This is a genomic window from Epilithonimonas sp. JDS (assembly GCF_021261315.1).
Classification (GTDB): Bacteria; Bacteroidota; Bacteroidia; order Flavobacteriales; family Weeksellaceae; genus Epilithonimonas.
This window is the reverse complement of sequence record NZ_JAJSAX010000001.1, coordinates 821,723-836,226: the sequence shown is the minus strand read 5'-3', so window position 1 is coordinate 836,226 and position 14,504 is coordinate 821,723. Positions and strand designations below refer to the sequence as shown.

The window sequence follows — 14,504 nt, the reverse complement described above, 5'->3', positions numbered from 1 at the left end:
AACTCAATTCCAATGAAATTCGGACAAGTCCCAGATCCTTCACAGATAGATTTTACATTGCCAAAAGACCATCCTCAAACCAAATTCATTCTCGAACAGAATAAAAAAGGGCTTGAGAATATCTCAATCGGTTGTGCTAAATGGAACAAGACCGACCTCAAAGGCTTTTATCCGAAAGGAACCAAAGATGAGTTGACCTATTATTCCACACAATTCAATTCGATTGAGTTGAATGCGACGTTCTACGGAATGCCAACTGCCGAACAAGTCCAGACCTGGAAAGAGAAAACACCAAAAGATTTCAAGTTCTTCCCGAAGATCACCAACACAGTTTCCCACTTCCGAAGATTGCTGAATATCACAGATGTGGTAACGCAATTCGCTTCAGCAGTTCTGAATTTTGATGAGAAATTAGGAATGGTTTTTCTGCAGCTTCACGATAACTTCAAGCCGAAAGACTATGAGCGATTGGAGAAATTTGTAAAAGATTGGCCAAAAGAAGTGCCTTTAGCCATTGAACTCAGAAACACCGAATGGTTTACGGATGGAGAGGTTTTCAACACTGTTTGTGAATTGTTTGAAATGAATAACATCACAAACATTATTGTCGATACAGCCGGAAGACGAGATATGTTGCATATGCGATTGACGACGCCAAACGCTTTCATTCGTTACGTTGGTGCAAACGCAGAAAGTGATTACGAAAGATTGGAAGATTGGCTAAAGAGATTGACCAAATGGAAAAAAGAAGGATTGCAGAATTTGTACTTCTTCGTTCATCAAAACATCGAAAAAGCTTCGCCGCTATTATCTTCCCATTTAATTCAAAAAATGAATGAAGATTGGAAAACAGATATTCACATTCCTGTAATGGCAGATGGTCAGCCGACTTTGTTTTAAATGATATTAAAGAAAATAAAAATTCCCTTCAGCTCGAAGGGAATTATTTTTTTCCAAAAATTCCCCTCCTGTGGAGGGGCGACGAAAATTCAAAGAATTTTGGTCGGGGTGGTTAGTGTCAGTCTGAGGCTCTCGAAGACCAAAAAAAGCCTAAGCCAAAAACTTCAGCTCCTTATCCTTGAAATTATTATTCTCAACCAGCTTGTTCATTGCCTTCATCGTCTTCTTGCGAAGTTTGGCAAGAATGCGGACGTTTTTGTCCTCGCTGTAGTCGAAGATATTGTCTTCAAAAGAAAAGACATCGCCTTTTTTGAAGCTGATGTTATTTTCCTTCAACTCTTTTAGAAGCATTAGGTTGGTCATCACTTTCAGAGAAGTACTTTCCGCCGCTTCCATATATTTTAAAGATTTCAGAAGCTCTTTTTTATATTTTTTCTTAGAATTCATATTGTAGATATTTATTGTTTTTTAAGGTCTAATTTTATACCATCTTAATTAAGCTGGGTTCTAATTTCCAAAAGATGTCGATGATATTAAGTAAATGTTAATCGGCGAAAGTTATAAAAATATCTTCAGAATTTCTTATTTTTGACAAAAATAAATCTAAAATGCAAGACCCGATCTTTGACCTCATTGAAAAAGAAAGAGAAAGACAAACCCACGGAATCGAATTGATCGCTTCGGAAAATTTTGTTTCCGAAAATGTGATGAAAGCGATGGGAAGTGTATTAACCAACAAATATGCAGAAGGCTATCCTGGCAGACGTTATTACGGCGGTTGCGAAGTAGTGGACCAGGTGGAGCAATTGGCCATCGACAGAGCGAAAGAACTTTTCGGGGTTGATTATGTGAATGTTCAGCCACATTCTGGTTCTCAGGCCAACGCGGCGATCTATCTTTCAATCCTGAAGCCTGGTGACAAAGTGATGGGAATGGACCTTTCTATGGGAGGACATTTGACGCACGGTTCTGCGGTTAATTTTTCTGGAATTCAATACGAAGTTTGTTCGTACGGCGTGCAAAGAGAAACTGGTTTGATCGACTATGACCAAATGAGAGAAGTGGCTTTGAGAGAAAGACCAAAAATGCTGATTGCAGGATTCTCTGCTTACTCTAGAGATTTGGATTATGCAAAATTTAGAGAAGTGGCGGACGAGATCGGCGCTACGCTTTGGGCAGATATTGCACATCCGGCTGGTTTGGTAGCGAAAGGTTTGCTTAATGATCCATTTGCACATTGCCACGTGGTAACGACTACAACGCACAAAACCTTGAGAGGTCCAAGAGGTGGAATGATCATGCTAGGAAAAGATTTCGAAAATACTTATGGACACAAAACACCAAAAGGTGAAACCAAATTGATGAGTGCTGTTTTGGATAGTGCCGTTTTCCCGGGAATCCAAGGTGGTCCTTTGGAGCACGTGATTGGAGCGAAAGCGGTGGCATTTGCAGAAGCGATTGATTCTAAATTCGAGGTTTATGCTAAGCAAGTTAAGGCCAATGCTCAGGCGTTATCAAAGTCAATGGTTGATAATGGATTCGAGATTGTAAGTGGCGGAACTGATAATCACTTGATGTTGATTGACCTTCGCAACAAGAATGTGAACGGAAAAGAAACAGAAAAAGCATTGGTAAAAGCCGATATTACTTGTAACAAAAATATGGTGCCGTTTGATGATAAATCACCTTTCACAACGTCCGGAATCAGACTTGGAACAGCAGCCATCACGACAAGAGGCTTGAAAGAAAATGATATGGAAACGATCGCAGGCCTGATCTCTGAAGTGGTCGATAACATTTCAAATGAGGAGGTTCTGACTTCTGTAAGAAAAAAAGTAAATGAATTGATGGAAGGTCACGCGCTTTTCAACTGTTAATAAAATAAATAAATTTGACAATAAAAGAATGGACAACTTCGTTCATTCTTTTTTGTTTGAATACCGATGGAGAAAAAATCTTATACCTTTGACGAAATCAAGCAAAAAATTGTAAACTACTGTGTTTATCAGGACCGTTGTCACGCTGAGGTGGAACAAAAAATGAGAGATTTTCTACTGATTCCCGAAGCTAAGGATGAGATTTTTCTTTACCTGATCAAAGAAAATTATCTCAATGAGGAAAGATTTACGAGAAGTTATATTCGGGGAAAATTTTACATCAAGCATTGGGGAAGAACCAAAATAAAGATGAATCTAAAGATGAAAGGCATCAATGAAAAATTGATTTCAAATTCTATGGATGAGATTGATGAAAGTGATTATGAAAAAACCGTTGTCAAACTTTATCAAAATTATTTTTCTTCCCAAAAAGGGCTTCAGGAGTATCAGAAAAAGAGCAAAACAATCAAACATTTATTATCCAAAGGTTATGAATATGAAATCATCATAAACCTTATAAACATTGAGGATTAGCCAACGTTAAGTTAATTTAATATTACAATTAACACCTCAAAAAGAAATTATTTTGTTAAAATAAATAAAAAATTCTTAATTTCGTCCCAAATTAGATCAATTACAATTCATGAAAAAACTACTTTTTATATATTCTATGTTGTTTTTCGGGTTTGCGAACGCACAGTCTATAAAATATGGTGTGACAGGAAACATACATAAAACGGCTATAGGTGGTATTCACGACCGTTCTAGGGGAATTTTTGCTCCAAGTGTTGGTGTATTTGCGGATTTTTCATTAGTAACAAACGATATCTATGACTCTGCGTGGCTTTATTTTACACCTCAATTAGAGTATGCTATGCAAGGTGAAAACGCTGAACCGCGTAATATGGATAAACAGAAATTTCATTACAGTTACATTGGTCTGCCATTATATATAAAATATTTTATGAGAAACCGTGGTTATAAAAGTGATATTTATTTTATGGCAGGGCCAAGATTAGAATATTTGTTATCTGAAGATGTTTCAGGGCCTCCATCTCTTACAATAGCTCAGGAGGGGAATATGAATAAATTTGGCTACGGAGTATCCGTTGGCGTAGGCGTAAAAGTGCAGGAAAAACTGGATGTTTTTATTCGTTTTGACAGAGGTTTTTCAAAAATCTATCCTGACTATACAAAGTATGCTACATTTAACAAAGCTCTAGGTATAGGTATAAACTATTACATAGGAAGTACAGACTAATTTTACATAAACTGTAAAGGATATTTATTATCTTTGCAGGATTCCAATGAAAAAATCATTATTTTTTTTGCTCTTATTGTTCTTAGCTTTTTCTTGCAAGCCGAAGAAAAACTTTATTTATATGAGCAACAACAACTTCGAGCAGGAAGTTTCCCAGGCACGTTATGAAGGACTTCGTATTCAGGAAGGAGATGTTTTAGAAGTGATTATTACTGCCATGGATGATTTGGCTGTAAAACCTTTTAACAAAACATCTATTGTACAGACTGGCGAGGAAGGAGGCTCGGGAGCTATGCGTCTGGGAAATAATCAGTATCAGGTGACTACTGATGGTTACATTGCTTTTCCAACTTTGGGCAACATCTATTGCAAGGGAATGACAAAACAGCAACTTAAAGTTGAGTTTGAAGCGAGATTAAAACAATATCTTGTTGATCCTGTAGTAACGATTCAACTAGTAAACTTTAATATCAGTGTTTTAGGTGATGTGGGTAGTCCGGGTCAGAAAACTAGTCTTACAGAAAGATTGAATATTTTTCAAGCATTAGCTTTGGCTGGGGATATGAGATCATCAGCTAATCGTACTAATGTAAAGCTTATTCGCTACTCCGAAGAATCTGGTAAAGATCTTACATACCAACTTGATTTATCAGAAGCATCCATCGTCAATTCACCATATTATTACCTGCAGCAGAATGATATTCTGTATATAGAGCCTGATAAAAATGCGCAGATTGCTGCCAATACCACTAATCCAAATCGTACACTTTTCATACAAACATTGGGGGTAGTATTAGGATTAATAACATTTGTAATTGCGATAGCTAAATAATCAATATGGAGTTAATGGATAGCCAGCCGGCTGTTAAAAAGAAGAAACTAAATATCAAGAAAGAGATTTTCAAATATTTAAGATATTGGTATTGGATTCTTCTAAGTATGTTGTTGTTTTATTTAGGAGCAAAGATTTATCTTCGATATACAACACCACAATACCTTTCTCGGACTACATTACAGTTTCCACACAGCAAAACAAAAGGAGGGGTAGCCCTCACTGACCTAACAACCTTAGGCAACGGGTTGGGAGGGGATAGTGAGCTCCAAGGCGAGGCTACTGCTATTCTCTCAAAACCAACACTTGCAAAAGTTGTAGGACAGCTTAATCTAAATGTAAGTTTTTTTGGTGTAGGCGCTATAAAAGAAAATGAACTTTATACATCTTCTCCTTTACTTGGGAATATTATAAATATATCAGATCCTAATTTTTCATCAGCTTCATATGTTGTAGCACCATCGGGAAAAAATACCTATAAACTTTCAGAAGGACCATTGATTAAAGGAAAAAATACATTTAATTTTGGAGAAATTGTAAAATTGCCACTTGGTACAGTTGTCCTATCTCTTAAACCAGGCAAAAAATCTTTCGAACCAGTTAAAGTAATATTTAGGAGTACACCCAGTATTGTCTCATCGCTTGAGAAATCTGTTACCGTAACATTGCCGCCCAACAAGGGGTTAATGATGGAATTAAGCTTAATAGGGCCTGTTCCAGGGAAATCTGAAAGTATTTTAAATAGTATCACTGAGCAATACAAAGAGGACGGTGTTAAAGATCGTAATGCAGAAGCGCAGAATACACAAGATTTCATCAATGGAAGATTAGAGATTATCTCTGAAGATTTGTCAGGTATTGAAGGTGAAAAGGAATCCTTCAAACGAAAAAATGAAATTACAGATCTTGATACTCAAGCTAATATAGCTGTTAATAATACCAATTCTGGGACAAAACAGATCGTAGCGTACAGTACACAACTAGAGCTTATAAAATCAATTTATGATGCAAGTTCTGTTGAAAGACTGCTGCCTTCAAATATGGGATTGTCTGGTGTTACTGAAGGTTATCTGGCTAAATATAATGATATGCTGCTTACAAAGAGTAAAACTCTGAAACAAGCAACCAGTCAAAATCCATCCATCATCATTTTAAATAGAGATATTAATGAAATGAGGAATTTGATCCGTCAGAATCTAATGGAGTCAAAAGCTACTTTACAACTTCAGATCGCTCAGTTACAAGCACAACTCAATTCAGATCGTACAAAAATTTATAATTACCCAACACAGGAAAAGATTTTCAGAGGCATAGAGCGTCAGCAAAACCTCAAAGAACAGTTATATTTGTATCTTTTGCAGAAAAGGGAAGAGAATGCAATCACCTTAGCGGTAACAGCTCCAATAGCAAAGGTTCTGAATCCTGCTTACACAATTGGTGTTGTGAAACCTGAAAGGGAGCAGATCGTATTAGGTGCATTACTAGCAGGGCTACTGCTGCCTATTGTGGTCATATTTGCAAAAAATGCAGCAGATAACAAGGTACATACCAAGGATCAAGTAATTTCACATATTCCTAATGCATCAGTTATTGCCGAGATTCCAATCAAAGATAATGACCTTGGACTCTTACAGAATAATGATTTTACAGTCTTTGCAGAATCATTTAGAATACTAAGTTCCAATCTCAAATTTATTTTAAGAACTAAGGAAAATGGCAGCAAAGGAGGAGTGATTCTAGTAACTTCTTCTATTAAAGGAGAGGGTAAATCTACAATCTCAGTTAATACAGCACTTACACTTGCAGGATCTTCAAAAGTATTGCTTATAGGCGCAGATATCAGAAATCCGCAACTTCATCGCTTTATAAAAGATTCTAAGAAAGGGCTGACAGATTATCTCATTTCAGAAGACGAATATCCAGATCAATATATTGTACCTTCGGGACTTCACCAGAATCTTGATGTACTGTTTAGTGGTGCAATTGCCCCAAATCCTAACGATTTACTGGATATGAAAAAATTTGGATGGATGATGGAAACGCTTAGAAATGAATATCAATACATTATTTTAGATTCTGCACCAGTAATGCTTGTAAGTGATACACTGCATCTAATGGAAAAATCGGATATTGTTCTGTACATTATCAAATCAAATTATACAGATATTCCGATGCTAGATTTTGCAGATGAATTCCAACAATCTCACAGCGTTAATAATATTTCTTTCGTGCTTAATAATGTAAAGCCAGAAGACAGCCGTTACGGTAGTAAATATGGATATGGCTACTACACACATAAAGGAAAAAAATAATATAATTGAAAAAATAGCTTGGAGATTTAATATGCATTTATTATAGAATAAATCACGTAGTGATTTTAAGAAAGTAAAAATATAGGTAGCAGGATTGATATATCTTGGTGTCGAAGAGTTTTACAGAATATTTGAATATAATTCTTGTGATTAGGTTTTAAAAATTTACAATATATAATACATGTTTTTTAATTCTTTTGCATACGCTCTCTTTTTACCTTTTGTATTCGTGATTTATTGGTTTGTACTCAATAAAAAACTAAAATATCAAAATATTTTTCTCCTCGCAGCTAGTTATTATTTTTACAGCTGTTGGGATTGGCGATTTGTATTTTTATTAGCATTTTCTACAGCTTTGGATTACTATTCAGGCATAATGATCTATAAAGCTAAGACAAAAAGTCTTCAAAAGTTTTGGTTGATACTGAGTGTCGGAATCAATTTAAGCTTCTTAGGTTTTTTTAAATACTACAATTTTTTCATAGAGAATTTTGCGGAGATGCTTACCAATTTTGGTTTCAAACCACATTATTTTACACTGAGTATTATTTTGCCGGTAGGTATCTCTTTTTACACCTTCCACGGATTATCTTATGTATTTGATATTTATAATAAAAGAATAAAGCCAACTTTCAATATTGTAGATTACACTTTATTTGTAAGTTTCTTCCCATTATTGGTGGCAGGACCTATAGAAAGAGCAACGCATCTTTTACCTCAGATAGAAAAACCAAGAGTCTTTGATTATTCAAGAGCAGCAGATGGTCTTCGGCAGATCCTCTGGGGATTGTTTAAAAAGATGGTAATTGCAGATAACTGCGCCGTTTTTGCTAATCAGATTTTTAATGATTCTGCAAACCAGTCAGGTAGTAATCTTGTTTTGGGTGCGGTTTTTTTTGCATTTCAGATTTATGGAGATTTCTCCGGTTATTCTGATATTGCTTTGGGAAGTGCTAGATTATTAGGAATAGAACTACTGAAGAATTTCAGCTTTCCGTACTTCTCAAGAGACATTGCTGAGTTTTGGAGAAGATGGCATATCTCATTATCGTCTTGGTTTAAGGATTATCTGTATATTCCATTAGGAGGCAGCAAAGGTGGTAACTGGATGCGCATCAGAAACACGTTTATTATATTTATAGTGAGTGGTTTTTGGCACGGTTCCAACTGGACATTTATTGTCTGGGGTGCACTTAATGCACTTTTTATTGTACCATCAATGCTGATGCGAACAAATCGTAACAATATAGAAATTGTGGCTAATGACTCTGCTCTGCCTAGCTTGAGAGAGTTATTTCAAATGATCATTACTTTTGCATTGGCTTGCTTCGCCTGGATCTTTTTCCGCGCAGAATCTGTAGGCCATGCTATCGATTACATTTCCGGTATTTTCTCCAAAAGTTTATTATCATTACCGGCATTATTATCAGATAAAAAAGTGATTGTCACCATTATGCTTCTTGTATTTTTCATTGTAATAGAGTGGATGGGAAGAAGAAACAACTATGCCATTGAGAAATTAGGTTTAGGCAATGTGAGAGTTCTGCGTTGGGGTTTTTATGCACTTATCATCTTCCTGATCGCAATGTATATGCCTTCGGAGAGTGCTGAGTTTATCTATTTTCAATTTTAGAATATTATGAAAAAATTTATAACTTCCATACTGTTCTTTTCAATATTTACAATTCTATTTTATTTTATTGGAGTTTTGGTAGCAGGAAAAACCTTTCCTAAATTTTTGAAGCGGAAAGTATTGACTGAAAATAAAATCTCTGCAAGTGACCTGTCAGATAAAAGATATAAAGATGCTGATATTGCTAAGCCTGTAGATGTTATGGTCATAGGATCTTCTCACGCATACCGTGGATATGATACACGCTTGTTCAATAAAGATGGTTTTGGTGCCTACAATTTAGGAAGTAGTGCGCAAACGCTGACTCTCACCAATTTTATTTACAATAATTATGTGAACAAACTGAAACCCAAAATATTAATTATAGATATATATCCATTTTTATTAACAAAAGATGGAGAAGAGGGAGAGTTGAATGTATTGCCGCTTTTTTACAGTAAGATTTCTTTTGCCAAAAATTCATTTAAAGACTTCGATGTAAACATATTCAATTCTATAATCTATTTTCAGGTTTTCGGGAATCCAAAAGCTGTAAAAAATAAAAAACTGAAGAACGAAGAATATATTCCAGGCGGATATATCTCCAGCTTTAAGGTCAACACAGAATCAAAAAAATACGAACCAACTGTGTTGAAAATACAAGAGAAGAATATTGATGCTCTCAAAGATATAGTAGCAGATGCAGAAAAGAGAGGAATTCAGGTTTATCTCTTCCAATCGCCACTTCCCGAAGCACGCTACAAAAGCTATACGAACAATAAAGAGATAGACAGCATTATGCAGTCGATCGCTCCTTATTATAATTACAATGATGTTGGGTTTTTATCAAATGATTACTTTTTTGATGACAGTCATATTAATCAAAAAGGAGTGGATGTTTATAATAAATGGGTAATCGAAAAAATAAAGAAAAAATGAGCAAAAAACTACAGCACACGATAATAGGATATTTTCGTTTTTTCTATGATGCAATGGGTAACAAGTTGTTGGTCAACATTTTTCTATCCATTATATTAGGTTTTTTTGATGGTTTAGGAATCGCAATGTTTATTCCCCTATTGCAATTTGTTGCGGGAGATAAGAAACCTGGGGGCAATGAAGATTTGGGCGGATTAAATTTCGTCTTGGAGTTTTTACAATCAGCAGACATTCCTCTTACCCTTGTTTCTATTCTAATTTTTATGGTTCTCATCTTTTTTATCAAAGGATTTCTGAATTATATTATTCAGTTAGAACAGGTAGATTTGCGCCAGAACTATATGGTGTCGCTGAGAATGAAACAAATTAATCTCCTTAGAAATCTTAGCTACAAAGGTTTTATAAAAATTGATAGCGGGATCATCCAGAATACAATCACTGCAGAAGTTGGTAAAAATCTGGGCGCAATGATTCAGTTTCTGAATACTTCGAAGGCATTAGTGTTATTAATAACCTACGTTTTCCTTGCATTTTTAGCCAACTGGCAATTTGCATTTCTACTTATTTTAGGAGTATTGCTTACCAATTTTGTTTTTAGCAAATTCAACACTATAGTAAAGAAAACATCTATTTGGATTTCCAAGAGAGGTAATCTTTTTAGTGGTTATATTATACAGGCAACTCACTCTTTCAAATATTTGAAATCTACGGCTCATTTTTCCATTTTTACCGATAGGATTAAGAAGATAATTGGAGAAATAGAAACGCAAAACAGAATTATTGGAAAATATCAGGCAATAACGCTTAGTTTGAGAGAACCTATTGTGATTACTGTTGTGTGTATTGTTATTTTGATACAGGTCAATTATTTGGGATCTACATTAGGAACAATTATTCTTAGTTTATTATTGTTTTATAGAGCCATGATGGGCTTTATGACTCTCCAAACTGGTTGGCAGACGTTTATGCAAAACGTTGGATCTTTAGAGTCTATTGATAACTTTAATGAATTGTTGCAAAGTCATTCAGAGGATTCAACTAATGGACAAGGGAACTACGAAGGATTTACCGATAATATATCTTTAACCAATTTGAATTTCTGGTACAGAGAAGATGTTGTGGTTCTTAAAGATGTGAACCTTAAGATCAAAAAAAATTCTACAATAGCATTAGTTGGAGAAAGCGGTTCCGGGAAATCTACTTTAGCCAATATCATTGTAGGACTTATCCCTCCGTCTGAAGGTAAAATCGAATTGGATTCCAAGAATCTTTATGATTTAAACTTAGACACTTACCGTGGCAAAGTTGGGTACATCACACAAGAAGCGGTGGTTTTCAATGATAATATCTACAATAATATTACTTTCTGGCAAGAAAGAACCCCGGAGAATATTCAAAAATTTGAAAGCGTTCTTAGGCAAGTTTCTCTTTGGGATTTCGTACAGAATCTACCGGAAAAGGAAAATACAGAATTGGGAGATAACGGAATATTAATTTCCGGCGGGCAAAAGCAAAGGATTTCCATTGCGCGTGAGCTTTACAAAGAATTGGATATTATCATTTTTGATGAGGCAACCGCAGCACTGGATTCCGAAACAGAAAGATTTATACAGTCCAGCATAGATGATATTCAGGGGAAATGTACAATGGTAATCATTGCGCACCGCCTTTCAACTATCAAAAATGCAGATGAGATATTCCTAATGGAAAAAGGAGAAATTGTCGCAAGTGGCAACTTTGAAGAATTACAGCAGAAGTCAGACAAATTTAGAAGAATGGTAATGCTTCAAAACTTAAATTACGCCAATTAAAAACTTAAATTATGTCAGCCAAAAATAAAATATATCTACTTCCAGCGGTTCAGTACAACAATACCGGCGATGTTCTTATTAATAAAATTCTTATAGAAGAATTGCGTTTGTACGGCGATGTGGTAATAGACGACAAAGGCTCTCCTGATTGGTTTTTTGAAGAATTAGGTGTTGCGGAAAAAGAGAGATTCTCACATTATTCCAAAGGCAGTTTTTTCGAAGGGATAAAACAGTCAATGGATGATAATAAAAATATTAAACATTATTTCGTCATTCATCCCGGACATACATCCCGCAAAGGCTGGAGAAAGTCAATATACTCAGATCACGGTTTTTTGAGAACATTAGATTATTTCAAACTGAGAAGAAAAGGGTTGGAAATCCTACGCTTTGGTTTTTCCATCGGACCTTTTGATATTTACAATAAAATTGCAGAAGCCTTTTATACAAGAGTATTTTCATATTATGGTGTAAGAGATTCCAAGTCTTTTGAATTGGCGAAAAAATCATTCTTCCACCGTCCTCAATTGATGCCGGATCTGGCTTGGAGATATACTTTTAACAAAGAAAAAGCTGAAGGAGAAAATTATATCGTGATAAGTTTTCGTTCTGCAGGTTTTGGGAAAAATCAGGTTTTAAAGAATCTGATTCCCATCATATCGGAACTTAAAGCAGTTCTTTCTTCTTTGAAAGGAAACTACAAAATAAAGGTAGTTTATCAGGTATTGTATGACAAAGCAGATGCGGAAGAAATATACAAAGCCCTGAAAGAAATTAATTTACCTGTCGAATTTATTGATGAAAAACTGAGTCTTGATGCCGCTTCTGAATTATATAAAAATGCTAAATTCTTAATCAGCAACAGATTGCATGTCGTATTATTAGGTCTTGTTCAGGGAATTCCTGCGTTTCCATTAGTGAGGGAAGATCACAATCAGAAAATCATTAATATTTTTAGAGATAATAATCTGGATGATTATCTACTGCTAATTGGAGACGGCTCGAAGAATACTCAAAAGATCGAAATAATTTTGAGTAACGAAACAGAATCCGAAAGACTGGAAGCTTTGATAAAGAAAAACAGCCAGAATATTGAAAACATTTTCAAAAAAATTTTTGAAAAGTAGATTGAAAAGGGTAAATCCGATTCTTTTCAATTACGTCTTTAATATTTATCAACGACTAAAAGATAGAAAATATGCTAATTTCAGTAATTATACCTTCTTACAATTCAACAGACACTATTGAAAGAGCCATTGATTCTGTGATTCATCAAACCTATCAGAATTGGGAGTTGATCTTAGTTGATAATAATTCTACGGACAATACGTCGGAAAAGCTTTATGAGTATCAGAAAAAATTTCCTGACCGGATCACAGTTTTAAAAGAAGTCACCAAAGGAGCGCCTGCTGCCAGAAATAAAGGTTTATATGAGGCTAAAGGCGAATGGATACAGTTTCTTGACGCCGATGATGAGTTATTGCCAGAAAAAATAGAATATCAGGTTTCTCAAATAAATGATGAAATCTCGCTTATCGTGAGTCCTGCAAAGATATTCCGGCCGAAGAATCATGAATTTGTAAAAGAAGTCTACCACGAAGATTTGTGGATTGCATTGATATTATCCATGTTAGGCATTACAAGCGCTAACCTGTGGAGAAGAAGTTCTCTTCTGGAAATCAATGGCTGGGACAATAGCAAGACTTCTTCTCAGGAGTACGATCTGTTGTTCAGAATCATGAAAAATCAAAACAAAATCAAATATTTAGGAGAAATCCACACCAATATTTATCAAATAGGAGTATCTGTTTCAAGAGATACCGACAAGCATAAACACAAAAAAATAATATTGAGCAGAGTAAGACTAAGAGTAGAAATTAAAAAATATTTGCAGGAAAATAATCTATTGACTAGTGTAAGAAGTCAAAGAATTGATTCTTATATCATTGCGGAATTAAGAAAAATCAGAAAGTCTTTTCCTCTTCAAAGCTTGTATTTATTAAATTCTTTACCCTTGGAAATGAGCTTTGTAGAAAGAATGAAGAAAAATATAAATTTCGTAAAGTCCTAATTAAAGTCTATAAAATTTGAAACAATGCAGATTTCAGTCATAATACCTACATATAAATCCTGGAACATCATAGACAAATGTCTCCAGTCTTTACAAAATCAAAGTTTTGAAGGGAGTTTTGAAATATTGGTTGTAGATAATGAAGAAACGAGCATAATTCCCGGTAATATAAGAAATTATCAGAATGTAAGATTTCTGCACGAGACAAAACCAGGATCTTATGCTGCCAGAAATACAGCGATAGAAGCTGCGAAAGGCGAAATTTTAGCTTTTACCGATGCAGACTGCATACCACATAAAGACTGGCTGAAAAATGGCGTCGAGCTATTAGAAAAGACTGAAAATGCAGGAATTGTCGGAGGAAACGTGAAATTATTTTATCTCGATGAAAATAAACTGAACAGCGCTGAAACTTACGATAAATACACTGCTTTCCGGATCAAAGAATATGTGAGTTTTGGGAATTGCGTAACTGCCAATTGGTTCAGTTATAGAAAGACGCTCATCGATTTTGGTTGTTTTGACAGCAATTTGAAATCGGGTGGAGACACTAAACTGTCTCAGAAGATCTCAGCGAAATTGGCATTGGTTTACGGAGAAAATGTAATTGTTTATCATCCTGCCAGAAATAAAGTAAGTGAGATCGTGACAAAATACAGAAGGGTACTGGGAGGCAAATATGCGGAGAAATTTAATAAGCAGAATAAAAAATTTCTATTGTTTACAGTAGAATATATTTTCAGAAGAATAAAGTTTAATTTGAATTTGCTGGCAAAGGGTAAAGTAAAGGATTTTTTCAAAATTGCATATGTCCATTTCACTTTGCTGCCATCCTTATTTTTTGAATCTTTTAAAATAATGGCAACAGGTAAAACAGAAAGAAAATAAA

The 14,504-nt window shown here is 35.0% G+C and carries 13 protein-coding genes; 12 read left to right on the top strand and 1 reads right to left on the bottom strand.

Going from position 1 to position 14,504, the window contains the following annotated elements:
• The first annotated feature begins 12 nt into the window (after nt 1-12).
• Entirely contained in the window at nt 13-900 is an 888-nt protein-coding gene (locus LUD75_RS03900) for a DUF72 domain-containing protein (RefSeq protein ID WP_232704385.1), read from the top strand.
• A gap of 150 nt (nt 901-1,050) precedes the next feature.
• Here LUD75_RS03900 and LUD75_RS03895 read toward each other — a convergent pair whose 3' ends face one another.
• Nucleotides 1,051-1,347 (bottom strand): hypothetical protein, encoded by a 297-nt coding sequence (locus LUD75_RS03895; protein ID WP_034962796.1) that lies wholly within the window; start codon nt 1,345-1,347, stop codon nt 1,051-1,053.
• A gap of 161 nt (nt 1,348-1,508) precedes the next feature.
• Between LUD75_RS03895 and glyA the strand changes: the two genes are divergently transcribed.
• The 11 genes from glyA to LUD75_RS03840 all read left to right on the top strand — a co-directional run bounded on the left by glyA (nt 1,509) and on the right by LUD75_RS03840 (nt 14,503).
• Nucleotides 1,509-2,777, top strand: coding sequence for a serine hydroxymethyltransferase (gene glyA / locus LUD75_RS03890; protein ID WP_232704384.1), 1,269 nt, complete (start codon nt 1,509-1,511; stop codon nt 2,775-2,777).
• A gap of 60 nt (nt 2,778-2,837) precedes the next feature.
• Nucleotides 2,838-3,311 (top strand): regulatory protein RecX, encoded by a 474-nt coding sequence (locus LUD75_RS03885; protein WP_232704914.1) that lies wholly within the window; start codon nt 2,838-2,840, stop codon nt 3,309-3,311.
• 109 nt (nt 3,312-3,420) lie between these two features.
• Nucleotides 3,421-4,038 (top strand): outer membrane beta-barrel protein, encoded by a 618-nt coding sequence (locus LUD75_RS03880; protein WP_232704383.1) that lies wholly within the window; start codon nt 3,421-3,423, stop codon nt 4,036-4,038.
• A 46-nt stretch (nt 4,039-4,084) separates the two neighbouring features.
• Entirely contained in the window at nt 4,085-4,870 is a 786-nt protein-coding gene (locus LUD75_RS03875) for a polysaccharide biosynthesis/export family protein (RefSeq protein ID WP_232704382.1), read from the top strand.
• A gap of 14 nt (nt 4,871-4,884) precedes the next feature.
• Nucleotides 4,885-7,182, top strand: a complete 2,298-nt coding sequence (locus LUD75_RS03870) for a polysaccharide biosynthesis tyrosine autokinase (RefSeq protein WP_232704381.1) — start codon at nt 4,885-4,887, stop codon at nt 7,180-7,182.
• A 181-nt stretch (nt 7,183-7,363) separates the two neighbouring features.
• Entirely contained in the window at nt 7,364-8,815 is a 1,452-nt protein-coding gene (locus tag LUD75_RS03865; RefSeq protein WP_232704380.1) for an MBOAT family O-acyltransferase, read from the top strand.
• A gap of 6 nt (nt 8,816-8,821) precedes the next feature.
• The gene (locus LUD75_RS03860) at nt 8,822-9,733 is read left to right on the top strand and encodes a hypothetical protein (protein ID WP_232704379.1); all 912 of its coding nucleotides are present in this window, start codon (nt 8,822-8,824) and stop codon (nt 9,731-9,733) included.
• Nucleotides 9,730-11,544: an ABC transporter ATP-binding protein gene (locus LUD75_RS03855; protein ID WP_232704378.1), complete on the top strand. Its 1,815-nt coding sequence runs from the start codon at nt 9,730-9,732 to the stop codon at nt 11,542-11,544. Before LUD75_RS03860 ends, LUD75_RS03855 begins: the two co-directional genes overlap by 4 nt.
• Before the next feature lie 11 nt (nt 11,545-11,555).
• Nucleotides 11,556-12,671 carry a polysaccharide pyruvyl transferase family protein gene (locus LUD75_RS03850; RefSeq protein WP_232704377.1) on the top strand — a complete coding sequence of 372 codons (1,116 nt, stop codon included), beginning with the start codon at nt 11,556-11,558 and terminating at the stop codon, nt 12,669-12,671.
• A gap of 71 nt (nt 12,672-12,742) precedes the next feature.
• Nucleotides 12,743-13,615 carry a glycosyltransferase family A protein gene (locus tag LUD75_RS03845; RefSeq protein WP_232704376.1) on the top strand — a complete coding sequence of 291 codons (873 nt, stop codon included), beginning with the start codon at nt 12,743-12,745 and terminating at the stop codon, nt 13,613-13,615.
• Between the two features lie 24 nt (nt 13,616-13,639).
• Nucleotides 13,640-14,503 (top strand): glycosyltransferase family A protein, encoded by an 864-nt coding sequence (locus LUD75_RS03840; RefSeq protein WP_232704375.1) that lies wholly within the window; start codon nt 13,640-13,642, stop codon nt 14,501-14,503.
• Nucleotide 14,504: the final 1 nt, after the last annotated feature.

Bases quoted from the DNA above. Each gene is read 5' to 3' on its own strand.
- LUD75_RS03850 (WP_232704377.1), top strand. From the start codon at position 11,556: ATGTCAGCCAAAAATAAAATATATCTACTTCCAGCGGTTCAGTACAAC.
- LUD75_RS03875 (WP_232704382.1), top strand. From the start codon at position 4,085: ATGAAAAAATCATTATTTTTTTTGCTCTTATTGTTCTTAGCTTTTTCT.
- LUD75_RS03895 (WP_034962796.1), bottom strand. From the start codon at position 1,347: ATGAATTCTAAGAAAAAATATAAAAAAGAGCTTCTGAAATCTTTAAAA.
- LUD75_RS03865 (WP_232704380.1), top strand. From the start codon at position 7,364: ATGTTTTTTAATTCTTTTGCATACGCTCTCTTTTTACCTTTTGTATTC.
- LUD75_RS03855 (WP_232704378.1), top strand. From the start codon at position 9,730: ATGAGCAAAAAACTACAGCACACGATAATAGGATATTTTCGTTTTTTC.
- LUD75_RS03845 (WP_232704376.1), top strand. From the start codon at position 12,743: ATGCTAATTTCAGTAATTATACCTTCTTACAATTCAACAGACACTATT.
- LUD75_RS03870 (WP_232704381.1), top strand. From the start codon at position 4,885: ATGGATAGCCAGCCGGCTGTTAAAAAGAAGAAACTAAATATCAAGAAA.
- LUD75_RS03900 (WP_232704385.1), top strand. From the start codon at position 13: ATGAAATTCGGACAAGTCCCAGATCCTTCACAGATAGATTTTACATTG.
- glyA (WP_232704384.1), top strand. From the start codon at position 1,509: ATGCAAGACCCGATCTTTGACCTCATTGAAAAAGAAAGAGAAAGACAA.
- LUD75_RS03840 (WP_232704375.1), top strand. From the start codon at position 13,640: ATGCAGATTTCAGTCATAATACCTACATATAAATCCTGGAACATCATA.
- LUD75_RS03860 (WP_232704379.1), top strand. From the start codon at position 8,822: ATGAAAAAATTTATAACTTCCATACTGTTCTTTTCAATATTTACAATT.
- LUD75_RS03880 (WP_232704383.1), top strand. From the start codon at position 3,421: ATGAAAAAACTACTTTTTATATATTCTATGTTGTTTTTCGGGTTTGCG.